The following is a 20,990-nucleotide window of genomic DNA, read 5'->3' on the forward strand; positions in this document are numbered from 1 at the left end:
CGCTGCTTGGGACATCCAGGGTGCCGGTCCAAGTGGTCATCTGCCCGGCCTCGCGGTCACGTTCGAGTCCGCGGTCTGGAGCGGGACCGTGCAGCAGATCAGCGGTTCAAGACGCTGGGCCTTCGCCGGTAGCTGCAACAGGGCCAGCGGCCGGCCAGCCCTCTCCGTGGCGGAGCGGACGAACTGCCAGCCGCACCTGTTCTTGAGATGCTCGAGCAGATGCATGCTGGGCGAGCCAGGGGCCCCGGCCGGAACTTCGCAGCGCGCCCACATCATGCCCAGACGGCTGGCGAAGTCCTGTACCCACAACGTCATCAGGCGCCCGATCAGGTCAGTCCTTCTATCGGGCGCAGTGAAGGCGAGAGAGACGAGCACGCTGGGTTCACTGATCTCGGCGTCCCAGCGCGGGAGGGTCGGTTGGCGGTCCAGCCGCAAACACCCGACGGGGCGCCTGTCCTCGAACAGGGCGGCTGAGTCCACCCACTGCTCTCGGAACAGGGAGGCTGCGTCGCCCGGGTAGGGCGGGGCGAGCCACCGCTGGTCGAGCCACTTCATGCGCTGGTTGACGAGCTCGGCGACGGCGTCGCGATCCTGCTCGGTCAGCAGCGGGCGCATCTCGTAGGGCGGGCGCGGTGCGGCGGTTGGTTCACCCAGTAAGCCTGGCTCGACGGGGGCTTCGAGGGGTGGCTGATGCTCCACCTGCATAGGGGTGCCAGTCATCGTGCCTCTCCGACGGGCTCGCTCTGACCGCTGCGAGTGCCGGTGGTGCCTGGGCCGAGGAGGCCCCACGCGTGACCGAGGCCGATCAGGTGGGTGTCGTTGTCGGCCCCGGCTTTGCCGACCAGCTTCTCGATCAACGGGCGAACGTCGGCGGGCACGGGGACGTTTGCCGCCTTGCCGATGTCCTCGGTTTCCGCGTGTTCAGCGAGTGCTTGCAGGAGCTGCCGCTCGGCGGGGGTGAAATCGGGGACATCGGCGGGTGCCGACGGCGGGTCGACCTGTCCGCTGGCCAGCACGGCGTGCGCGCGGGCGGGCCTGCCGGCCTTGCCGGTGATCTGAAACTTCCGGCCGATGCTGCCGACGTGGCCGGCGAAGGTGCTCTTTCGCATCTTCAGGACCTGGGCGCCCTGGATATTGGAGGCACCGGTGACGAGAACTTTGGCGACCTGCTTCTCGGCGGGGGTGAGCTGGGTGAGCGCGGCTGCGTCCGGGATTTTGACGGGCATGGGAACTTCCTGTTGTGGGCTGAAGAGGATCAGTTAGCGGAGACCGCGGCGAATACGCGCCGGGTCGGGGAGGCGGACTCGGCAGCGTCCAGGCGGAGCGCTGCGAGGATCAGCGCAAAGTGGGAGAACGCCTGTGGGAAGTTGCCAACTTGTCTCTTGGCGTTGCTGTCGTACTCCTCGGCGAGGAGGCCGACGTCGTTGCGCAGGCCCAGGAGTTTTGCGAAGAGGGCGTGAGCGTCCTCGCGGCGGCCGATCAGTGCCAACGCCTCCACCATCCAGAACGAGCAGGCCAGGAAGGTTCCTTCATCTCCGACGAGGCCGTCGACGCCTTCGTCGCTTCCGGCGGTTGGGTAGCGCAGGACGAAGCCCTCCGGGGTGGCGAGCTCGCGTTGGATAGCCTCGACGGTGCCGATGACGCGCTTGTCGGTCGGGGGGAGAAAACCGACCTGGGGAATGAGAAGCAGCGAGGCGTCGAGTTCGATCGAGCCGTACGACTGGGTGAAGGTGTTCCGCTGGGGGTCGTAGCCGCGGGTGCAGACGTCGTGGTGGATGGCGTCCCGGAGTCGGCGCCAGCGTTCGACCGGGCCGGTCGCGTCGCCCGACTCGACGAGTTTGATCACGCGGTCGACGGCGACCCAGGCCATGACCTTGGAATGGACGAAGTGGCGGCGCGGACCGCGGACTTCCCAGATGCCTTCGTCTTCCTCGTGCCAGGAGCGTTCCAAGTAGTTGATCAGCTCGATCTGCAGTTGATGGGCGTCGGCGTCGTGGTCCAGGCCGTACATGTGTCCCAGGTAGAGGGTCTCGATGACTTCGCCGTACACGTCGAGTTGGAGTTGGTGGGCGGCGGCGTTGCCGACTCGGACGGGGCGTGAGTTCTCGTAGCCGGGGAGGTTGAGGACGCCTTCCGTCAGTTCGCGGCGTCCGGTGATGCCGTACATGATCTGGAGCTTGCTCGGGTCGCCGGCGACGGCGCGAAGCAGCCAGCCGCGCCAGGCTCGGGCCTCGTCGAGGTAACCGGTGCGGACGAGGCCCGCGAGGGTGATCGCGGCGTCGCGCAGCCAGGTGTAGCGGTAGTCCCAGTTGCGGCCGCCGCCGAGCTGTTCGGGAAGCGAGGTGGTGGGTGCTGCGACGATGGCGCCGGTGGGGGCGTACGTGAGGGCCTTGAGCGTGATCAGGGACCGCATCACGGCATCGCTGTGGGGGCCCGTGTAGGTGCTGCGAGCGGACCAGTCGGTCCAGAACCGCGTCGCGTCGGCCAGGGCCTGGGGCGGGTCGGGATACGGCGGCGGGTCGAGATGGGAGGGCTGCCAGGTGAGCGCGAATGCGGCCTTCTCGCCCTCCCGGATGGCGAAGTCGGCCCGGGTGGTGTGGTCGTCCTGATCGGTCATTTCGACCGAGCTGTCGATCCAGACCGCGTCAGCTCCGGCTACGGCGAGGTGGCGCGTTGAGCCGAATGTCTGGGGGACGCGTTCGCGGCGGGGATCGACCTGTCCGTAGGAGAAGCGCATGCGTGCCCGCGAAACCATGCGCACCTTGCCGGCCAGGCCCTCGACCATTCTGATCAGCTGCGGATTGCCCGGGGATCCGGCGGGTCGGGGTGGCATGAAGTCGAGAACGCGGACCGTTCCGTCGGAACAGCGCCAGGTAGTCTCCAGCGCGAGTGTGTCGGGCAGGTAGCGGCGGGTCGCGGTGGCCATGGTCCGGGGGCGGATCTGCCACGAGCCGTGCTCCTCGGTTCCCAGCAGGGCGGCGAAGGCGGCGGGGGACTCGAAGGTCGGCAGACACATCCAGTCGGCGCTGCCCTTGTTGCTGATGAGGCAGGAGGTCTGCATGTCGCCCACCAGGGCGTAGTCCTCGATCAAGGTGGTCACGTGAGTCCTTCAACGATGCGGCTGCGAGGGGGCGGAGGCGGCGGGCCCTGGGTGCGGGCCCGCCAGCAGGCGGTCAGGTCAGGGCGACCGGAGCGGGCGACGCAGGCGGCGCGGTTGCCAGGCGCTGGGACCACTGGCCCTTGTCCAGTCCGAGGGCCACCTCGGCGAGGCGTAGGTGCTGGATGTCCGAGGTGCCGGCCGGGGCGAAGATGTGGAAGGCGTCGCGTAGGAAGCGCTCGAGGGGGCGGTCGGTGAAGAGGCCCGCTGCTGCTTCGATCTCCATGGCGGCGCGCGCGGAGTCGATCGCCAGTTCCACGTTGATGACCTTGGCGTTCATCAGCTCGGCGTCACGGGCCGCGCCCGCGTCCAGGAGCTGCGCCGCGTGGTATGCGGCAAGTCGGGAGGTCATCAGGCGGGACTTGATCTGACCGACCTTGATCTTGATGTTCGCCAGATTGTGCAGCGGCTTGCCGTAGCGCTGGCGTTCGGTGGCGAACCGGGTGACTTCGTCCAGGATGGCCTGGTGGATGCCCAGGGCCACGGCGGTGAGATTCGGGCGGCCGTACAGGACGCTGGAGGAGTCGGCCACGTCCCGGCCGTCGCCCTCCTCTCCCAGCCGGTTGCCCACCGGTATGCGGCAGTCGTCGAAGATGAGTTCGCCGAAGCTGAAGCCGTGCAGGCCGAGGGTCTCTCCGTGCGGGGCGAGGGACAGACCGGGCTGGTCGGCTTCGACCAGGAAGGCGGTCAGGCCCTTTGACCCTGGCGCAGTGCGGGCTACGACTCCGTGCACGTGCCCTATGTGGGAGTTGCCAATGTAGATCTTCCGGCCGTTCAGTACATACGAGTCCCCGTCGCGGCGGGCAGTGGCCTCCATGCCCAGGACGTGGCTGCCGCTGTCGGGCTCGGTGACCGCAATCGTGGGCAGCCACGAGCCGTCGGCGAACCGGGGCAACCAGATCTGCTTCTGCTCCTCGCTGCCGAAGTGGATGACCTTGGCGACGCCGAGCTGCGACGCCTGCACCATGGCACCCATCGCGCCGCTGACGCGGGCGAGCTCCTCGATGATGATGGTCTTGGCGAGGTGACCGGCCCCCATACCGCCGTAGGTGGCATCGATCGTGGCGCCGATCCAGCCCTGCGCGGCGATCAGTGACGCGAGCTCGCGCTCGACGTCGCCGTTCCGCTCCATCTCGGGCACGCGCGGAGCGACTTCTGTCTCTGCAAAGACGCGCACCGTTCGGCGAAGCTGCTCGTGCTGCGGTGTCAGATACCAGTCGGACATCGTGGGCTCCCCTCCTGCTCGGTCACGCTCGGTCTGCGGCGGAGCGCGCGCTGTTCCTACTGCGGCGGTTGGTAGCCGGCGCGGCGGTAGAGGAAGGCCATGACCTCGTCCCGGTGCTGCTTGATAAGAGCGAGGGATGCCTGTCCGGTGCTCTGGGGCTGCTCTTCGAGGCCGACGAAGCACACGGTGCCGAGCACGGTGCCCTCGTGGATCAGAGGGGCACCGGCGTAGGTGCGGATGCCGATCTGGTCGACCACCGGGTTACCGGCGAAACGTGGGGATGCGAAGACGTCGGGCAGCACCAGAGGCCTCCCGCGGTCCACGACTTCAGGGCAGAAGCCGTGGTCCAGGGGCATGCTGCGGCCGACGGTTGGCAGGTCGCCGTTGTCAGGGATGTGCAGCCCGACAAACTGCTGCTCCGTGGTGGTGAAGGGGTTGACCATCGCGTAGACGTTCGGGATGCCGGTGGCCAGGGCGAGCCGGGTGGCGAACGCGTCGAGCTCCGGATCGGGTGCATGCAGCCCGAGAGCGTGCTGCGTTTGGGCGATCCGTTCCTGTTCCTCCGTGTGCGGTGTGGTGGGGTGCCGCTGATCGTTGATCGGGGTCATGCGGGGGCTCCGAGGCGGGATGAGTGACGGGATCGGGCTGCAGCGAGGCTGTGTTTGACCAGGGCGATCACCACGTCCATGGAGGACTGGTAGTCGCGGGCGTCGCACTTCAGCACGGGGACGGACGAGGGAAGTTCGAGGGCCTCGCGGACTTCGCTGGTGTCGTAGGAGTAGCCGTCGTCGAACTGGTTGACCGCGACGACGAAGGGTGTTCCCCGTCGTTCGAAGTAGCTGATGGCGGCGAAGGAGTCGTTGAGGCGGCGAGTGTCGGCAAGGACGACGGCTCCGACCGCCCCCTCACAGAGGTCGTGCCAGGTGAACCAGAAACGCTCCTGTCCGGGGGTGCCGAACAGGAACAGCACCATCGGGCGGGGCTCGTCGAAGGTGATGCGGCCGAAGTCCATGGCGACCGTTGTCGTGGACTTGTCGCGTATCCCCTCCAGGTCGTCGGTGCCCTCACTCGCGATCGTCAGCACCTCCTCCGTGAGGAGCGGCTCGATCTCGCTCAGAGAGCCGACGAGGGTCGTCTTGCCGACGCCGAAACCGCCTGCGATGACGATTTTCAGCTCTGCCGTCGGCAGTGGGCCGCCCTGGTAGGGGGCAGCATCAGAGCTTGTTGTGTAGGCCGACAAGGACTGCCTCCAAGAGATCCGTGTCGTTGTGGGCGGCGATTGAACGGGGGGCGGCCACGTCCAGGGCGCCAGCGTCGAGAAGATCGCCGACCAGGACCTTGATGACCTGAGCGGGCTGGTGCAGGAGCGCCGCGATCTCCGCGATGGAGAGCGCTGCGCCGCTGCATCTCAGCCGCACCTGCTCTGCTTCGATGCCGAATTCGCCGGGGCGGGTGGCGGGCCTTGTGCTCAGCAGGGTGGTCAGGTGCAGCGCGTACTTGGTGCGGGTGCGGCCACCGGTGATCGCATAGGGCCGTACGTCGCCTAAGGCGGCTTCGGCCCAAGGCCCCCTGTTCGCAGCCATCTCACTGCCCGGAGTACTTGTTGGTCCGGGCCTCGGTGATCAGGTGCTCGTCGAGGCCCTTGATCAGGGTGGTCATCTGGTATCCCACCAGGCCCGGTTCGGCCGAGGGCAGCGCCAATACGCCCAGGACGGTCCCCACCACGCTGGGGTCCGTGGCGCCGGCGCCGGCGCTCATCACGAACAGCCGTCCGCCGTCGTGCTCGACGACGACCTGGCGCACGCCGCCGGGAGTGTGCTTGAAGATGCCGCGGCCGAGGCTGTACAGCCCGGACATGACCGCGGCCATCTCGTCAGCCTTGTCGACGTCCTTGTCGGTGTGCGCGAGCTTGAGGCCGTCACCGGAGGCCAGGAGCACCCTGACCGTGCCGGGCGCCCGGTTCATGAGACCAGCCAGCAGTCCGTCCAGCGTGGTCTGTCCGGTCGTGGGGGCGTCGTCGGCGGGGAAGGTGTCGGGCTGCATGGGGCACTCCTCTTTCTCGGTGGGGGGCAGTGGATGGCCGGGAGTCAGTTCGCAGGGCCATCGGAGCCGGTGCGGGAGGTGAACTGGGCCATCAGGTCGCTGGTGGGGTGGCCGGACGGCCCTTGTCGCGCGGGGGGTTCCGGGGCGCGGTGCGCGTCGGAGCGCCGTGGAAGTGCAGGCTTCGCCCCGATTCTCGGGTCGGGGCCGGCTTGCGCCGACACCCTCTGGTGGTCGTGTGCCTGGGGCCGGTCCGGCGTAAGGCGCCTCGGCAGCCCGGAGTGCGCACGTCCCGCCACCGGCGCCCGTGGGCTCGGGTCGGCGGGCTGGGAAACCGGGTGTGGCGGGGGCCCGGCTACGCGTCCGGCACCGGGCTGGTCTTCCTTCGGCGCGACGAGCAACTCATCCGGCAGCACGACGATCGCGTGGGTCCCACCCATGACGTTGGGTCGCAGGTGGATATCGATCTTGTGACGTTGGGCAAGCAGGGCGGCGACCAGTAAGCCGATCTGGTTCTCCCTGAGCCGGCCGCGAGGGTCGGCCGATTCCGGGGCCTTGAGCAGCTGGTTCAGCTCGGCGCGCTTCCGGTCGGACATCCCGGCGCCGCGGTCCAGGAGCTCGATGGCCAGCCCGCCGGGCACCTGGGTGGTGTGCACTTCCACCTTGGTCGAGGACCACTTGGTCGCGTTCTCCATCAGTTCGGCAAGCAAGTGCACGACGTTCGGGCTCACGTAGCCCGGCAGAGCCAGGCGCTGTTTCGGGGTCGCCACCCGCACGCGCTGGTAATCGGGGATCTCCTGCACCGCTCGGCGCAGTGCCGTGGCGACGAGCACCGGGTCGGCGTCGCGGGTGGGGGTGCTGCCGCCCAGGACCGCCAGACTTTCCACGGCGCGACGGATCTGGGTCACCAGGTGATCGACGCCGAAGATCTCGTGCATGAGGTCCGGGTCCTCGACGCTTTTCTCGACGGCCGAGATGACGGCGACGGTGCGGTTGATCAGGGCCTGCAGACGCGGGGCAATGGAGCGGAAGATCTCGGCCAGCTCCGCTTGGTCGTTGAGCAGCCGATGCTGATGGGCAGCCGCAGCGAGGACGGCCTGCCAGGCTTCGACCTGGGCATGCTGCAGTGCCGCCATGACGTCCGCGCCGAGGTCTCCAGAGAGACTGGGCGCTATGGGGGGCGCGTGCCCCGCTTCGAGGGTGCCTCTCCTCACCGCCGACATGGCCCAGGCGATGTGCTGCCTGCCCTGTTCGACTTCGGCCGCGATGCTGTGCAGGGCTTCCTTGGCCCGGTCGCGCTCGTCGAGACCTTGACGCGTATCTGAGACGGCCTGCCGAGCACTTCGGACGCGAAGAGCCATCCACCAGACGACCCCGCCGACCGCCGTGACTGCGGCCGCACCAGCAACGACCGGAGGGAGCACGTTGAGGCTGTCGGAGATCCACGCGCCGCCGACCGCTATCGCCGTCAGGACGCTCGCGCCCACGGCCGGGGGGAGCCGGAGCTCCGCTCGGCCGTCTGCACCCGTTGGTGCGCTGTGCGCCCGTCGGCGCCGGCCGCGAGGCTGAGAGGCGTGCTCAGGCATAGGCCACCTCCTGAACACGGCGAGCGATGCGGGGTCGGAAGGGAGCGGACCGCATCCTGGAGCGCGTCAGGCTCAGGCTGTGGTGAAGCGCGGCAGCGTCGGTGGTCGCCTGCGAGTTCTGGTCACCGAGCAGCCAGAAGCGCCCACACTGCGGCGTGTAACCGCGGTACTCGAGGTCGAGGCACTGCTGCACGGCTCCCGGGCGGCATGTCGAATGAGGTGCCTGCCAGGTGTCTGCATTTCCCGCTTCAACGGGGATGAGCAGCAGGCGGTGGACGGTGCAGCAGAGGATGGGGCCGACGCTGGCCGCCTGCTCCCGCAGCGCATCAAGCGCGGGTAGTCCCAGTCCCATGCCGGTACGCACGATGTCGTGGCGGGGCGGCAGCCCAGCCGGGTGCGGCGACTCGGCGAAGGTGAGCTGCCAGGGCTGGCGCGTGCTCGCTAAGGGGTTCATCAGTACTCCGGTCGGGACGGTCATCACCGTCAGGGAGACAAGGTCCCTGGCCGGTGCCGCGCCGCAGCGGGACGGTTCAGTGCGGCACCAGCCAGGGTCGTGCGGCGTCCCGGTTCCGGTTCGGGGGAAGACCACAACCGGGACGCTCCGGACAACGCCAGCACGGGGCTGGCATCCGGGCTGCCCGCCAAGGCGGACAGCGATCGTGGGACGGCATGGCTAAGGGCTTGGCGGCCGCCATTCCGGGCCGTACTGCCCAGCTGCGGACAGGCCGCAATCCGGGACAGGAGTCACGCCGACAGAAGAGATCACGCAGCTTCCCCCTCGGTGTCGGACGCGATGGTTCGGTGGACCTCGTCATGGGAAGTCGCGGCCGGCGCGGCGAGCCCGCAGAAGCGCTCGCGCCCAGCGGAGTCCGCGCCGTCTGGTGCGGTGTCCCCCCACTCGACAGCAAATCCGCGCGAGGTGAGCCGCGTCCGGACGCAGGGGAAGCCAGCCCGACCACGCAGAGCAGCGGCCATCGCTACGCCGACTTCCTCGTACTCCACAACCGCCCGGCCGCCGCGACGTCCTTCGCCGACGGGCACGGCCAGCAGCGGCAGACGGAAGACGGCAAGAGCCACGGCCTGGCGGAGCAAGCCTGGGTTGAGTAGCCGCCGTGCGACGTGCTCGAAGTCGTAAGCCTCCTCAGCGGGGAGGATTTGAACGGCATCGACGGCTAGTTCGCTGCTCTGCCAGAGCAGGCACGGATCACGGTCTGCTGAAGGCGATCGACCAGTCATCGTCCTACCTCGCAGAGGGTTCGTGCGTCCTCGAGGCTCGCAAGGTCGGACAGATCGACCGGGGTGACGTCGTGCAGGCTGACGACGTAGCGCGCGGCAACAGTCCATGGCAACCGCGGGTCATCGTGGGCAACGAGATCGAGGGTTTCATCGGTCTCGCTGGGAAGCGGCTGGAGCGTTGACGGGTCGTAGACCACTCCGGCCACGCCCCAGGACGGGGAGTAGCCGACCAGAGCTGCTGCGTAGGAGCCGCGCAGGTGCGGACAGGCGCCGACAGACTCGACGGCGCACGGAACGCAGACCGGTGCCGCTGTGGTCTTCTCGCCTTCAGTGATCGGCTGACCGCCGGCGGCACGCATCAGGAAGAGATGACGCTCATCGGGCCGGCCGAACGTACTGCCGCCGCGGACCTGGCACAGCATGTGGATCATGGCCCTGCGCTGGCGCCGCGAGTGCATGCCCGGGAAGTCAGGCCGCCCGAGCCCTGGGGCAATCGGCTGGCGGACCCAGAGGACGCCTTCGTACCTGTCGACCGCTGGGTTCTCGTCTGAGTAGCCGATCCGTGAGCCGCGAGGCCCTCGCTGAAGCACGAGGGGCGAGGTGAACGGCTTCTCGGCCGCCCACGGCGCGACGTAAGGAACCTGGAGACCGCGATAGGTCAGCGTCGCCGCGCTCATCCGCGAACTCCAACCGCTGTGCGAGGGGCAGGGGTCGGGCGGTGAGGAGCGATGACTCTGCCGTCGGGTAAGAGGCCATCGGTGTCCTCGAAGAGGATGCTTCCGTTGCAGAGAAGGCTGAATCCGAGCTCTGGGTACTGCACTGAAACCTGCGCGGCTTCCCAGTTCGGGGCATCGGATACGTGTGGGCCGTAGGCGTCCGAGGAGTCGAGGTGAGTGATGCCATGCGATTGAACCGCGCGGCGCAGCAGCTCAAGCTCGGCGTTCCTGCTTGTCGGCTCACGCCATGTGCGTCGGCCGACGAGGTGCATTGTGCTCAAGTCAAGGCGGGAGACCCTCTTTCCGGCGATCGCGATCTCGCCGCCCGTGGGGCTTGTCATGCTGCCGACACCGCCCTCAGCGCCACTTCGGCAGCACGCCTGGGGGGCGTACCCAGCAGAGGCCACCCGAACAAGTGGGAACAGGGCTGCGGCGAAAGGAAGGCGGTGGGGAGCACAGCGTCTCCTGGATCCTAGGGTGAATGCCCGGCGCGGCCGAACTCCGATTGAGATAGGGAGATCAGCCGATGGGCGGGGTGATCAGTAACCAGCGTGGTTGGTTCAGCGCGGCACCGGTACGCCAAACCCTCGCCACTTCCTCGCCACTTCTCTGAGGCGAACGTGCGGCGTGACCATCCGCGAGCCTCAGAGTGCGGGGCAATAGGGTGCGAAACAGGCAGTCAGTTCTCTGGAAGCTCGCCCGTCCTGCCCGCGCGGCGGCGACGTCCTCATTTCGTCGCTACTCGTCGCTACTTTCCACGCTGCGATTGACACGCCTGCGGGACAAGGTGCGTCGCGGTGCGCGCGATCTCGGTGGCGCGCCATGCGGGCGCTATACCCGCAAGTTTGGAGCAACGTCATATTGGGTGGTGCTTCCCGGCGGTGCAGCGAAGCACGGGGAAGGAAAGGGCGATCCCCGTCGCGCCAGTGGCGCAACGGCCGTCGGGGACCGTTTGGCCGGAGGGCTGTCATCGGGCGGGAGGGATGTGCTCGGCGGCCCCAGGAAGTGAGCCGCTCTACGGCCAGGAGTGGACGAGCTGGGGCGCCACACCAGGGCGGGTCCACGTCTAGCCGACGGCGGCGTTCCGGGACTCGTTCGGCCGGACCTCTGTCTGTGTTTCGTACCTCGTCACGCCGCCATGGCGGAGCAGAGAGACAAGGCGACCCCTGGCTCGATGTTTGAGACCAGATATATCCGCTTATGACGGCTGTTTTCCTATGTGGGTCGTCGGCACGAGACGAGAAGTGGCGAAGAAGTGGCGACGGTTTGGCGTACCGGTGCCAGCCGAGCTCCGCCACGGTTGAACCACGCCGATCCCGGCCACGCCGCAGTGCGTCGCGAACACGAGGAGACGAGGGTGCCCCCCACAACCGCCGAGCTGGTCCCTACCTTGAGTCTCGGAGACTTGGTCAACCGATGCGAAGTGGTCCTTGCCGGCCTGGACGCCCCGCAGCGTGCAGCTCGTGACGCTCTCCACGATGTCCTTGACGGTCAGGTGAGTAAGGAGCTGATCGAGGATGCTGCCCTGGTAGCCAGCGAGCTCATCGCCAATGCCCTCCAGCACACCCCCGGCGCGCTCCTGATAAGCGTTGATGTCTATGAGTTCGGCGCGGCCATGGGCGTGGTCGACTGCGGGCGCGACATGACAGCCATCCCGGACAGACCAGCCAACTCCTCGACCGACGCGCCAACCGTGGCCGCGGCTGGGCGAGGCTTGTTCATCATTAACGAACTCGCCACCAAATGGTCGGTAGCGCCGATGGAGAACGGGAAGATCGTCATCGCCGTACTCACACTGCCGGCAGGTGCTCGTTGACGGCAGCTTTCAAGCTCACACCTCGCCATCTCGGCCACGGCCTCCTCGTTCATCCGCTGGGTATCAACTGCGGAGCCATTGGGATGGCCGGTACAGCCGAGTCCTCAAAGGGCGAGTACGGCCCGGATGACGGACGCTTCCTCGATGGGCTGCGCCGAGCCGTCGAGCTCGGCGTGAACCTGCTGGACGCCGCCGACTCCTACGGCGCTGGCCGGGCCGAGCGCATGATCGGCCGGATCCTGCGGGAGAACCCGAACGAAGGCCTGCTCATCAGCAGCAAGGTAGGGCGGATCCGCGGCTCAGCGCCGCACCCCTACGCCGGCCGTCACATTCGCCACCAGTTCCAACAGACCCAAGACAACCTCTACATCGACGACGCCTTGGATCTGTACGTCTTGGATTCGTGGGACTTCGGTCAGAAGGACCGATACCTGGGCACCGCCATCGACCAGATGCACACGCTCCAACAGCTAGGGGAGATCAAGGCCATTGGCTTGCGGGGTCCCTACACCCACTATGGGGCGACGCCCGCAGCGCGCGCCGCCTGTGCGGCTCGGTTCCTCCAGCTCTTCCGACTGATCAGGCCGAACGTCATCTGGACGCGGCTCAACGCCCTTACCCCAGTGATCCCGTTGGAGGGCGAGAACCTTTTCGACTTCACTGCGCGCCACGGGGTCGGAGTGGTGCTTGCTGCCCCACTCGCCCATGGCCTGCTCACTGGCGAATCTTCGGGCAACGCAAACATCAGCTTGCGAGGAAGCCGGGGCAGCAGCAGGGCGTTCACTCCACGGGCGCTTGCGACCGTCGCTACTGGCCTGAAGGTGCTGCGCGAGCATTTCGGTGACGCGCCCGGAGCGCTCACCAGGCTCGCCCTGGGGTGGTGCTTGGAGAAGGCCGACCACTGTGCCGCAGTTGTAGGTTTCACCAACCCGGCCCAGGTTGTGGAGAACTTCACCTGCCTGGAGCAGCCACTCACGGCTGGTGAGTTCACGTTTGTCGATGAGATCTACGCACGAATCCGCAACGAGCTGGAGGACACATTGGAAGGCCAGTCAGCGCGCAGCGCCTCCGTGTGAAGACGCACGCAGCCGCGCTCCTGGCCGCGGCAAAGCCTCATCACCCGAACAACTACAGAACGCTGGACGGCGCGGCTGGTTGGAGCGGGAGGGTGAAGACCGTCTCCCATCGGTAGGCGTTGTACTGACGGCGCAGTTCCACCAGTTCCACCGAGGTGATCTCGAGCTCCACCGGGGGAAGGCCGCGCAGCTGCGACACAGCTTCGATGACCGGGGCGGCACTCCGGCCCCGGTTGTTGTACGCGATGCCCAGGTGCGGCCGGAACACGCTTGTCGGCTTCCCCCCGGGAGCACCAGCCTGCTCACCGAGCGCGCGGAGCATGGTGTGGAGGCGGACCAGCGGCCGCCACGGGGCGAGGCTGAACCGGACGGCTCCGCGTGAGCCGGCAAGGGGATGGGCGAGCACGCGGAATCCACGGAAGAACGTGTCGGCGGCCGATGCGCGGAGGTTTTGGATCTGCGCCATTGACACCAGCTCCGCGTCGCCGACCCGGGGCATAGTCACGTGCAGTCCGTCTGAAGGGACAGGGTCCATCCCCAGATGCTCCAGCGAGCCCTGACAGTACTCGGCCCGACGGACCAGTTCTGGCGCATCGGCGTGGGTCAGCATCCAGTAGTAGACCCGTCGCTGGTCCGACCATCCAGGGCGGTCCCAATGGTTGCTCATCTGCTCGACGGCCTGGAATGCCTCCCAGTCGTGTTCAACGATCACACGGGGATCGTCAAGATCGGAGGGGGGAACGCAGGGGAAGGCCCTGGAGTCGGTATCCAGCTCAGGCGCCACGGATCTCCTCAGCGGTGTCAGGGGGCGATCGGGGCGCGCGAGGCGACGACGATCGTCCCGGCCTGCGGCTGCGACCGCCACGCGCGCAGTTCCTCGGCATAGTCCCCTACATCGCCTTCGCTGTGCCATGGCTCCGCGGTCTGGTAGAGCTCGATTGCCCGTTCCCACACGGACTTGATGGGTGGGGTGGTGCCGGATCCCAAGGCTCGGCGGCCCACGGCCATGGCTTCCTCGACGTCTGGCGATGGCTGCTGGAGCAGCGCGGTTGCCACGTCCAGGCCCACCAGGGCTCGGCTCCACTCCGAGTCCGAGTGCGCGATCAGTTCTTCGATCTGTTCGGCGTGCGCCAGGACCTTCGTCGTGTCGCCGAGCGAGAGACGGGTGGTGATGGCGTTGGCCAGAGTCCGTGCCATGGCGTAGGGCTCGAAGCTAATACAGGAGGTCAGGCCGTTGGGGAGCGGCGTTTGGCCAGACAGCTCGAGTGCCTGGCCGATCGCCTGCTCCGCACCCTGTCGGTCGCCTAGACGAGCGAGCGCGCGGGATCGGCCATTGACGAGGAGCCGGATCGCCTGAGGATTCCCCGGGGACAGCGCGACACCGGCCAGGGCCGCCTCAGCGGCTTCCGCGTAGCGCCTCTGGTAGTAGAGGCCGAGCGATCGGGTACCGCTCGCCCACATCTCCATGGAGACCTCGCCAGCCTCGCGGGCCAGATACTCCGCCTCTGTGCAGTAGGCGTCCACCACTTCGTACTTCATACCGGCGTTGACGGCCATGTACCCCAGGAGCCCGGCGACTTGGGACGCGAGACCGAATAGCTCGGCTCTGGCACGAGGCGGTTGCTGGCCGCCAAGGATGCCGTGCAGCATCTCGCGGAGCACCCGAGCCTCACCCGCCAGCTGCTGCGGGCCAACGGCTTCGTAGCGAGCGACGATCTTCGCGATGGTCTGCTTCACCATGGCCAGTACGGAGTCGCTCGCATTGGAGCTGGTCAGCCGATAGGTCTGGGCAGCAACCGAGACTGGGGCGTCGAAGCCGTGAAGCAAGAGTTCCGGGACGGTGACGTCGGCCTCCGCGCCTGCGGCCGAGGGGGCAAGCGGGGGAAGGGGCGCTTCGGGAGGCACGGTGATGGCTCGACCATCGACCTGAGGTAAGCCGTTCGTGAGGGCGGCGGGCTCCGTGAGCGGGGGGCCGAACAACTGGCTTGCAGGCTCGCCGAATAGGTGCTCCAGGATTCTGCAGGTGTTCGGCCATGGCAACGTCTTGAGATCGCCGGCCATCCATCGGTCGTAGCTGCGGGAGCCGACGGAGACTTCTGCCAGCCGTGGGTCGCCGTCGATGCCTGCAACTTCCCGTGCAGCCCGCTCGAAGCGAATGTTGAACGACGCGAACACCGTCCAGTAGTTCCGCTCACACAATTGTCGGAATCGGGTCGCGCGCTGCATCGCCTGCCCCCTGGTTCAGTTCGTCTCACCGAAGGTGAGCACTGGCACGTCGTACAAGTCGGGGTTGCGTGGACGGGTGACCGAGGGGCCGATCCACTCCTCGATGACCAGTTCGGTGATGAACTGGACGGTTCCGCCGAGAAGATGGCTCGTGCGGCCGTCGGCTGAAGCCGCCTTGAGGCCGGCAGAAACGTGAATGTGCGGGGCCACGCGGCTGGTCGTGGGATCCCAGGCCAGTGTGCCGCCTCCCAGGAGCTCCAGGGTTTCGACCTTGATCTCGTCCCACAGTGGCCGTTCGGGATGCTCGAGCGGGCCGCAGGTTCCCACCAGCCGGACATTGCTGAAACCGCCGATGAGCGTTGGGATGTGCCCGGCCTGGATACCCGTCTCTTGGCAGAAGGCGTCCAGCGCCGTAAAGAAGTCTTCGCCGTCGTCGAAGGCGACAACGAACCTCCGGCCGGTGGTGATCTCGGTGGCGCGCATAAGACTCCGATCTCGAATGTGGGCGGATCAGCCGCGGGTTTCGAACGCTTCTCGGATCGAGGTCTGATCCGCGCCGACGCGCAGGAGGGCCAGCAGCAAGAGCCGGGCCTTGCGCGGTTCCAGCCCGCCGCCGCTGATCAGACCACGGCTGAATAGATCCGTCTCAGAGCCCGGACCGAAGTCGTACGTGCGGGCCAGTACGCTGCCGGCGCCTGTGCGAGAGGTCAGGACAACGGGGATGCGGGCGGCCAGTTTGCCGAGCCGCTCGACCCAGGTCCGGGGCACGTGCCCGCCGCCGAATGCCGCGATGACCAGCCCGTCGACGTGCTCGGTGGCCGCGTTGAGCAGGAGCCCTGAGCTGCCCAAGGTCGCCTCGACCACCTCGACCACGGCAGGATGCGCCATCGGCAGGCCTAGAGGCGCATGGCGTCGCAGCGTGAAGTGGAATCGCGGCCGCCCTTCCACAACGTGGCCGATCGGTCCAACCCCGGGCGATTGGAAGGCTGCCGTGCTCGTGCTGTGGACCTTCTGAACGTGGCGTGCCGCGTGCAACTCGTCAGCGAAGGCGACGAGCACGCCCAGGTCGCGCGCCTGCGCGCTCACAGCCGTGCGCACGGCAGCAAGAAGATTGGCCGGTCCGTCAGCGCCGGCCATCTGCGAGTTGCGCATCGCACCGGTGACGACCACCGGCGCTGCCCCATCGTACAGAAGGTCCAAGAGGTAGGCGGTCTCCTCCAAAGTGTCCGTACCCTGAGTGATCACAAACCCCGCGGTTCCGGATGCCGCCTGCGTATTGAGAAGCTCGGCCAGCGCCGTGATGTCCTCCACCTCAAGCCAGGCGCCGGGGACCTGCCGGAAGTCCAACAGTTCCAGGACGGCTTCCTGAGCGAGCTCCGGCACCGCGGCGACGAGATCCGCAGCCGTCAAGCGAGGAGCAACTCCCGCCTGCCCTCCAGCTTGAGAGGCCATGGCAATGGTGCCGCCAAGTGACAACACCAGGGAAGAAGGGAGCGGGGCCCGGGCGGTGGAGTCCACGAATGCTGCCTTTCACGGGAGCGGATCAATCGGAGCAGGGGCCAGCGTCGAACTCGTCACCGACCCGGGGCAAGACCACCGAGGAACTGGAACACATCATCGAGGGCGTCGACACTGAGATGTCGGCTCCGCGGCCGCACGATGCTCGCCGCGCCGCACTCGCCCACCTCCCGGCACCGGGTGACCAGCCAGGACCAGGGGATCTCCAGGTAGCCAGCCAAGGACCGTAGCCGAGACTCCGGGTCGCCACCCTGCATCACACTGTGCCTCTGGGCTTCGCCAAGAGCGTCCTGGTACCCCCGCAGGACGGAACGCTGGGTTACGGTGTCTACGGCCCAGATCGCCTCCGTACGCACCCAGTTGGCCACCGCAGCCAACTTGCCCCAGACCAGGGCGAATCCGTCGACCTCGGAGAACTCCGGGTCGGCCAGGACGTCGACCCGGATGCCGTGGATCTCCATCAGCGTGATGGCGAGCAGGAGCAGAATGCGCTCGTACCGGTCGCTCCGGGCCACCTCGGCCTCCGGGATGCAGAACGCACGGGACAACGGATCCGCCGCACCGGTGTACAGGGCGGACAGAGCTGCCAGATAGTCGGACTTGTGGCGGAACCACAGCCAGGCCGCCGCCTGCTCGCCAGTCTGCTCGCGCGTCCAGAACACCGGCGGATCCGACAGGCCGTCGAGGCGGCGCAGGATGTGCTGGGCGCAGAACGCCGAGCCGAGAAAGTTAGCCCCGATGTTCGTGAGGTCGGGCAGGGTCATGCGGCTCGGCGCAGACCGTAGCAGGGACAGGTAGGTGTTGAGAGTCGGCTGCTCCTGGTCAAGAGCCCAGTCGTCGGCGAGGAGTCCATCATCGAACTGGACCAGCGACCACAACAGCCCATACGTCAGGTCGTCGAGGAGGTGCGCAGCTGGCAGGTGGAGAGAGCTGCGTTCGTGGGAACTGCGCACTCTCCGGGCGTTCCCAGCGTCGACGACAAAGAGCTGGGGCTCGTTCTGCTCAAAGACCCCTACTAAGAAGCCACGCCGCGCCGGGCGTAAGAACTGCTCCAGGGCCTCGGCGTCAGCGACTTCTATGTGCGCGGTCGTCCCGCGCAGGGTGGCCGGGCTGAACCGGACGGCGGTGGTCGTGCCATCCAGGGCTTGCCGGCCGCACAGCTCCCAAAAGTCGGATACGTCTGCTGAAGCCGACAGGAACAACCGACTGGTCGGCCAGCGCTCCGTGATCACGCGCGAGCCACGCAGATCTGCGCCGTCACTACCTGCCGGACCGACACGTACGAAGTCCGGAGCCGGTCGGAAGAGGTCTGCACAGGGGACGCCGAAGAGGTGCTCCAGAACCCGGGCTGCCTCCGGCCATGGGTTTCCGTACCAGGCGCCCTTGGCCCACCGATCGTAGGTCGCACGCGACACGCTGACGCTGGCGAGCCGGGGGGACTTGGTCTGATCGGCGAGCTCACGGGCTGCCCGCTCGAAGCGGGGCAGGAACACGACCCACCGGTCCCAGCGGTGCTCCCTGAGGAGAACGTGGAACAGTGTGGGTCGGGTGTGCATCCGTCTCGGACCTTCCTTGGGGGCGAAGGCAGGGGGAGTGTGCAGCTGACTAAGTACGCTGAGTCACCACGCAACTATGCTCGCGCAACTGGTGTGTTGGCAAGCGGCATCATGCAACCTGCATAGTTGGATATGCAGTCTGTTGGTCCAGCCAGCGGCGTGGCAAACTGCACCGGCGACAAGCACCATCCAGCGGGAGGGCGACCTGATGACTGACCCGAAGTCCGCCCCGACCGTTCTTCAGATCGTTCTGGGCCGGCGACTGGCCGCACTGCGTGAAACAGCTGGCCTTACCGCGGCTGAAGCGGCCAAACAGCTACGCACAGCGCCCACGACCATCACCCGGATGGAGAAGGCCGAGGTTGCGCTCAAGTTCGCGAACGTCAGAGCGCTCCTGGAGATCTATGAGGTCACCAAGGAGGAAACCCAGGAGTTCCTCGCCCTACTCGACCAAGCGAGCGAGTCCGGGTGGTGGCAGAGCTTCCGCGACGCCCTGCCCAGCTGGTTCGGCGTCTACGTCTCCCTCGAGGACGCGGCCACCCAGGTCCGTGTGTATGACCCACAGGTGGTTCCGGGACTGCTGCAGACAGAAGATTACGCACGCGCCGTGCTGCAGGTCGGGCTACCGCGCCAGACCGTCGACGTCGTAGAGCGCCGCGTCGGCCTCCGGACGGCACGGCAAGAGCTCCTCGCACGCTCCTCCGAGCCTCCTCCTCACCTCTGGGTCGTGATGGAGGAAACCGCCCTGCGCCGAAACGTCGGCAACCAGACCACCATGGTGGCCCAGCTCGACCGCCTGCTACGCGTGGCCGAGCTTCCCAACGTCACCTTGCAAGTGTGCACATTTGACGGCGGCCTTCACCCTGGCGGCTTCGGACCGTTCACTGTCTTCCGGATCCCCGAACTTCCTGACATCGCCTGCATCGACAGTCTGAGCGGCGTCCACTACACCGAGGACGCGCAAGAGACAGCGCTTTATCGCGAAGCTCTCGACCAGATGGCCGCCTACGCACTATCCGCGGACGACACCAAGATATTCATCAGCGACGTCCGCAAGGAGATATCCCCATGAGCGACACCTACGTCCGCCAGGCAGCCACCGAGCTCGGACGGGAACAGTGGCAGAAGCCTTGGAGCGGAAGTAACGGAGGCCAATGCCTTGAGGCAAAACAGCTTTCGGACGGTCGTGTCGCCCTCCGTCAGTCCCGTGACCCGGATGGGCCCGCGTTGATCTACACCCGCGACGAGATGGAAGCCTTCGTCGCAGGAGCCAAGGCCGGCCTGGCTGACTTCCTCCTGGCCTGACTTAGCCAGGCGACTTCCGACGCAAGTACATCCCACCTCTTCAGGGAGAATGATCCGTGCCGGACACAGAGCGACCCTTACCGCGCATCGACACCAGCAGGCCACACTCCGCCCGCATGTACGACTGGTTCCTGGGCGGCAAGGACAACTACCCGGTCGACTGGGCAGCAGCCGAACAAGTAACCACGATCTTTCCCCAGGTAGCCGACCTGGCTCGGGCGAACCGAAGCTTCATGCACCGGGCCTCCCGTACGCTGGCCCAGCTGGGAGTACGACAGTTCCTCGACATCGGAACCGGAATCCCGACCGAGCCCAACCTGCACCAGATAGTCCAGGGAGTCGCCCCGGAGTCCAAGGTCGTCTACGTGGACAACGACCCGATCGTGCTGCGCCACGCACAGGCGCTCCTGAAAAGCTCCCTCGAAGGCCGTACGGCATACATACAGGCCGATGCCCGCGAACCTGTGGCGATCATCGAAGCCGCACGGGAGACTCTGTCCTTCGACGAGCCCGTGGCGCTATCCATGGTGGCCCTACTCCACTTCGTTCCCGACGAGTTCGGTGCATTCAAGCTGGTACGCCAGCTCCTTGACTCTCTGCCGACGGGCAGCTACATCGTGCTCTCCCATGCGACAGCGGACTTCGACCCAGAAACATGGCACGCGGTCGTTGACGTCTATCGAAAAAACGGCACACCTGTTCAGGTGCGGTCGCGTGCGGAATTCGCACGATTCTTTTCAGGGCTGAACCTCATCGAGCCGGGTATTGATTTCGTGACTGACTGGCGTCCCGAGGGAGCCGACCAGAGGCATGGTGAACGCCTTCCCTTGTACGCAGGGGTAGCCCAGAAGTAGGTCGGTGTTGTTTCTCGGCACGTGCCAGAGAACCTGCCGGTCAGTTAAGCGCTCAACGTCTGGGCGGTTCAACGTGCGTGCGATGGCCTTGTCCAGGGACAGGCGGGCGACGGCCAGGGCGGCGGGGACATCGGCGTAGCGGGAAACAACCCACGACTGCACCCAGTTCACCGCCGTGATGGAAGCGATCCGGGTGCCCCGCATCGGCCCGGGACGGCCCCGCGTGCGGCCCGACCATGTCCTGAGCGTCAAGGGCTGCAGTTCCAGGGCCATCCGGACCTGGCTCAGACGGCGCGGCATCGCCCACACCATCCCCGAGCGCGCCGACCAGGTCCGCAACAGGCTGCGACGCGCCAGCCGAGGCGGGCGCCCGCGGGCCTTCGACAAGCAGCTCTACAAGTCGCGGCTTCACCCCGTCGGTCGTCGAAGCCTGCGAGTAGCGAGGCAGGAAGCTGTGCAGGTGGTCGACGTAACGCCGCAGGAGGACGGCGTAGCGGCGGCGGGCGCTTTTGAGCTGCGCTTCCTTGGACTCGACGTCGGCGATCAAGCCGAGGTCCTGCGGGGAGTGGCGGCCCTCCCTCCCGTGCTGGTCGGCCGGGTCAGGCAAGACCATCACAGCGGCCTGCAGGAGCACGGCCGTCCGGGCCGACGAGGCGCCCGGGACCCTTGTCTCCCGCAA

Annotated in this window: 23 protein-coding genes and 1 pseudogene; 6 read left to right on the forward strand and 18 right to left on the reverse strand. The window is 67.1% G+C overall.

Annotation, left to right across the window (positions count from 1 at the left end; all coding sequences use genetic code 11):
* Positions 1-36 precede the first annotated feature (36 nt).
* From ACIRA5_RS00615 to ACIRA5_RS00675, 13 genes are all read right to left on the reverse strand, one after another.
* The gene (locus tag ACIRA5_RS00615; RefSeq protein ID WP_403685958.1) at positions 37-720 is read right to left on the reverse strand and encodes a hypothetical protein; all 684 of its coding nucleotides are present in this window, start codon (positions 718-720) and stop codon (positions 37-39) included.
* Positions 717-1,226, reverse strand: coding sequence for a helix-turn-helix transcriptional regulator (locus ACIRA5_RS00620; protein WP_403685959.1), 510 nt, complete (start codon positions 1,224-1,226; stop codon positions 717-719). Before ACIRA5_RS00620 ends, ACIRA5_RS00615 begins: the two co-directional genes overlap by 4 nt.
* Before the next feature lie 29 nt (positions 1,227-1,255).
* Positions 1,256-3,100: a glycoside hydrolase family 15 protein gene (locus ACIRA5_RS00625; RefSeq protein WP_403685961.1), complete on the reverse strand. Its 1,845-nt coding sequence runs from the start codon at positions 3,098-3,100 to the stop codon at positions 1,256-1,258.
* 73 nt (positions 3,101-3,173) lie between these two features.
* Positions 3,174-4,382, reverse strand: a complete 1,209-nt coding sequence (locus ACIRA5_RS00630; protein WP_403685963.1) for an acyl-CoA dehydrogenase family protein — start codon at positions 4,380-4,382, stop codon at positions 3,174-3,176.
* A gap of 56 nt (positions 4,383-4,438) precedes the next feature.
* Entirely contained in the window at positions 4,439-4,990 is a 552-nt protein-coding gene (locus ACIRA5_RS00635; RefSeq protein WP_403685965.1) for a GAF domain-containing protein, read from the reverse strand.
* Positions 4,987-5,622, reverse strand: a complete 636-nt coding sequence (locus ACIRA5_RS00640) for a GTP-binding protein (RefSeq protein ID WP_403685966.1) — start codon at positions 5,620-5,622, stop codon at positions 4,987-4,989. Before ACIRA5_RS00640 ends, ACIRA5_RS00635 begins: the two co-directional genes overlap by 4 nt.
* Complete coding sequence (locus tag ACIRA5_RS00645) at positions 5,597-5,965, reverse strand: DUF742 domain-containing protein (protein WP_403685968.1); 369 nt, start codon at positions 5,963-5,965, stop codon at positions 5,597-5,599. Before ACIRA5_RS00645 ends, ACIRA5_RS00640 begins: the two co-directional genes overlap by 26 nt.
* A 1-nt stretch (position 5,966) precedes the next feature.
* The gene (locus ACIRA5_RS00650; protein WP_403685969.1) at positions 5,967-6,425 is read right to left on the reverse strand and encodes a roadblock/LC7 domain-containing protein; all 459 of its coding nucleotides are present in this window, start codon (positions 6,423-6,425) and stop codon (positions 5,967-5,969) included.
* Between the two features lie 44 nt (positions 6,426-6,469).
* Positions 6,470-7,909, reverse strand: a complete 1,440-nt coding sequence (locus tag ACIRA5_RS00655; RefSeq protein ID WP_403685971.1) for an ATP-binding protein — start codon at positions 7,907-7,909, stop codon at positions 6,470-6,472.
* 91 nt (positions 7,910-8,000) lie between these two features.
* Entirely contained in the window at positions 8,001-8,486 is a 486-nt protein-coding gene (locus tag ACIRA5_RS00660; RefSeq protein ID WP_403685973.1) for a hypothetical protein, read from the reverse strand.
* A gap of 284 nt (positions 8,487-8,770) precedes the next feature.
* A complete protein-coding gene (locus ACIRA5_RS00665; protein WP_403685974.1) occupies positions 8,771-9,352 on the reverse strand; it encodes a DUF6302 family protein in 582 nt (193 codons plus the stop codon).
* Positions 9,241-9,921 (reverse strand): hypothetical protein, encoded by a 681-nt coding sequence (locus tag ACIRA5_RS00670; RefSeq protein ID WP_403687241.1) that lies wholly within the window; start codon positions 9,919-9,921, stop codon positions 9,241-9,243. Before ACIRA5_RS00670 ends, ACIRA5_RS00665 begins: the two co-directional genes overlap by 112 nt.
* The gene (locus ACIRA5_RS00675; RefSeq protein WP_403685976.1) at positions 9,918-10,301 is read right to left on the reverse strand and encodes a DUF5999 family protein; all 384 of its coding nucleotides are present in this window, start codon (positions 10,299-10,301) and stop codon (positions 9,918-9,920) included. The genes ACIRA5_RS00670 and ACIRA5_RS00675 overlap by 4 nt, the downstream gene beginning before the upstream one ends.
* 1,016 nt (positions 10,302-11,317) lie before the next feature.
* Here ACIRA5_RS00675 and ACIRA5_RS00680 point away from each other — a divergent pair.
* Together ACIRA5_RS00680 and ACIRA5_RS00685 are read left to right on the forward strand one after the other, a co-directional pair.
* Positions 11,318-11,776 carry an ATP-binding protein gene (locus ACIRA5_RS00680; protein ID WP_403685977.1) on the forward strand — a complete coding sequence of 153 codons (459 nt, stop codon included), beginning with the start codon at positions 11,318-11,320 and terminating at the stop codon, positions 11,774-11,776.
* Positions 11,773-12,852: an aldo/keto reductase gene (locus ACIRA5_RS00685; RefSeq protein ID WP_403685979.1), complete on the forward strand. Its 1,080-nt coding sequence runs from the start codon at positions 11,773-11,775 to the stop codon at positions 12,850-12,852. Before ACIRA5_RS00680 ends, ACIRA5_RS00685 begins: the two co-directional genes overlap by 4 nt.
* Positions 12,853-12,904: 52 nt before the next feature.
* Here ACIRA5_RS00685 and ACIRA5_RS00690 read toward each other — a convergent pair whose 3' ends face one another.
* Genes ACIRA5_RS00690 through ACIRA5_RS00710 form a run of 5 tightly spaced genes read right to left on the reverse strand, consistent with a single transcriptional unit; the run spans position 12,905 to position 17,828 of the window.
* A complete protein-coding gene (locus ACIRA5_RS00690) occupies positions 12,905-13,636 on the reverse strand; it encodes a 2'-5' RNA ligase family protein (protein ID WP_403685980.1) in 732 nt (243 codons plus the stop codon).
* A gap of 17 nt (positions 13,637-13,653) precedes the next feature.
* On the reverse strand, positions 13,654-15,078 hold the full coding sequence (locus ACIRA5_RS00695) for a hypothetical protein (RefSeq protein ID WP_403685981.1): 1,425 nt from the start codon (positions 15,076-15,078) through the stop codon (positions 13,654-13,656).
* A gap of 15 nt (positions 15,079-15,093) precedes the next feature.
* A complete protein-coding gene (locus ACIRA5_RS00700; protein ID WP_403685983.1) occupies positions 15,094-15,561 on the reverse strand; it encodes a PPC domain-containing DNA-binding protein in 468 nt (155 codons plus the stop codon).
* A gap of 27 nt (positions 15,562-15,588) precedes the next feature.
* The gene (locus ACIRA5_RS00705; RefSeq protein ID WP_403685984.1) at positions 15,589-16,596 is read right to left on the reverse strand and encodes an asparaginase; all 1,008 of its coding nucleotides are present in this window, start codon (positions 16,594-16,596) and stop codon (positions 15,589-15,591) included.
* 56 nt (positions 16,597-16,652) lie between these two features.
* Positions 16,653-17,828, reverse strand: a complete 1,176-nt coding sequence (locus ACIRA5_RS00710; RefSeq protein ID WP_403685985.1) for a transcriptional regulator, XRE family protein — start codon at positions 17,826-17,828, stop codon at positions 16,653-16,655.
* Positions 17,829-18,360: 532 nt separating this feature from the next.
* On the opposite strand from ACIRA5_RS00710, the gene ACIRA5_RS00715 reads away from it, so the two are divergent.
* From ACIRA5_RS00715 to ACIRA5_RS00730, 4 genes and pseudogenes are all read left to right on the forward strand, one after another.
* Positions 18,361-19,224, forward strand: a complete 864-nt coding sequence (locus ACIRA5_RS00715) for a helix-turn-helix domain-containing protein (RefSeq protein WP_403685986.1) — start codon at positions 18,361-18,363, stop codon at positions 19,222-19,224.
* Positions 19,221-19,457 (forward strand): DUF397 domain-containing protein, encoded by a 237-nt coding sequence (locus tag ACIRA5_RS00720; RefSeq protein WP_403685988.1) that lies wholly within the window; start codon positions 19,221-19,223, stop codon positions 19,455-19,457. The genes ACIRA5_RS00715 and ACIRA5_RS00720 overlap by 4 nt, the downstream gene beginning before the upstream one ends.
* 56 nt (positions 19,458-19,513) lie before the next feature.
* Entirely contained in the window at positions 19,514-20,311 is a 798-nt protein-coding gene (locus tag ACIRA5_RS00725; protein WP_403685989.1) for an SAM-dependent methyltransferase, read from the forward strand.
* Between the two features lie 151 nt (positions 20,312-20,462).
* Positions 20,463-20,717, forward strand: a pseudogene (locus ACIRA5_RS00730) (IS5/IS1182 family transposase); the annotation flags it as partial.
* Between the last annotated feature and the right edge of the window lie 273 nt (positions 20,718-20,990).

This window comes from Streptomyces sp. NPDC096311 (assembly GCF_044763085.1).
In the GTDB taxonomy this organism is placed as follows: Bacteria; Actinomycetota; Actinomycetes; order Streptomycetales; family Streptomycetaceae; genus Streptomyces.

What these genes read in the sequence shown, in the direction of transcription:
- ACIRA5_RS00615 (WP_403685958.1), bottom strand. Translation starts at nt 720, where the DNA reads ATGACTGGCACCCCTATGCAGGTGGAGCATCAGCCACCCCTCGAAGCC.
- ACIRA5_RS00620 (WP_403685959.1), bottom strand. Translation starts at nt 1,226, where the DNA reads ATGCCCGTCAAAATCCCGGACGCAGCCGCGCTCACCCAGCTCACCCCC.
- ACIRA5_RS00630 (WP_403685963.1), bottom strand. Translation starts at nt 4,382, where the DNA reads ATGTCCGACTGGTATCTGACACCGCAGCACGAGCAGCTTCGCCGAACG.
- ACIRA5_RS00635 (WP_403685965.1), bottom strand. Translation starts at nt 4,990, where the DNA reads ATGACCCCGATCAACGATCAGCGGCACCCCACCACACCGCACACGGAG.
- ACIRA5_RS00645 (WP_403685968.1), bottom strand. Translation starts at nt 5,965, where the DNA reads ATGGCTGCGAACAGGGGGCCTTGGGCCGAAGCCGCCTTAGGCGACGTA.
- ACIRA5_RS00650 (WP_403685969.1), bottom strand. Translation starts at nt 6,425, where the DNA reads ATGCAGCCCGACACCTTCCCCGCCGACGACGCCCCCACGACCGGACAG.
- ACIRA5_RS00660 (WP_403685973.1), bottom strand. Translation starts at nt 8,486, where the DNA reads ATGACCGTCCCGACCGGAGTACTGATGAACCCCTTAGCGAGCACGCGC.
- ACIRA5_RS00665 (WP_403685974.1), bottom strand. Translation starts at nt 9,352, where the DNA reads ATGGACTGTTGCCGCGCGCTACGTCGTCAGCCTGCACGACGTCACCCC.
- ACIRA5_RS00670 (WP_403687241.1), bottom strand. Translation starts at nt 9,921, where the DNA reads ATGAGCGCGGCGACGCTGACCTATCGCGGTCTCCAGGTTCCTTACGTC.
- ACIRA5_RS00675 (WP_403685976.1), bottom strand. Translation starts at nt 10,301, where the DNA reads ATGACAAGCCCCACGGGCGGCGAGATCGCGATCGCCGGAAAGAGGGTC.
- ACIRA5_RS00695 (WP_403685981.1), bottom strand. Translation starts at nt 15,078, where the DNA reads ATGCAGCGCGCGACCCGATTCCGACAATTGTGTGAGCGGAACTACTGG.
- ACIRA5_RS00700 (WP_403685983.1), bottom strand. Translation starts at nt 15,561, where the DNA reads ATGCGCGCCACCGAGATCACCACCGGCCGGAGGTTCGTTGTCGCCTTC.
- ACIRA5_RS00715 (WP_403685986.1), top strand. Translation starts at nt 18,361, where the DNA reads ATGACTGACCCGAAGTCCGCCCCGACCGTTCTTCAGATCGTTCTGGGC.
- ACIRA5_RS00720 (WP_403685988.1), top strand. Translation starts at nt 19,221, where the DNA reads ATGAGCGACACCTACGTCCGCCAGGCAGCCACCGAGCTCGGACGGGAA.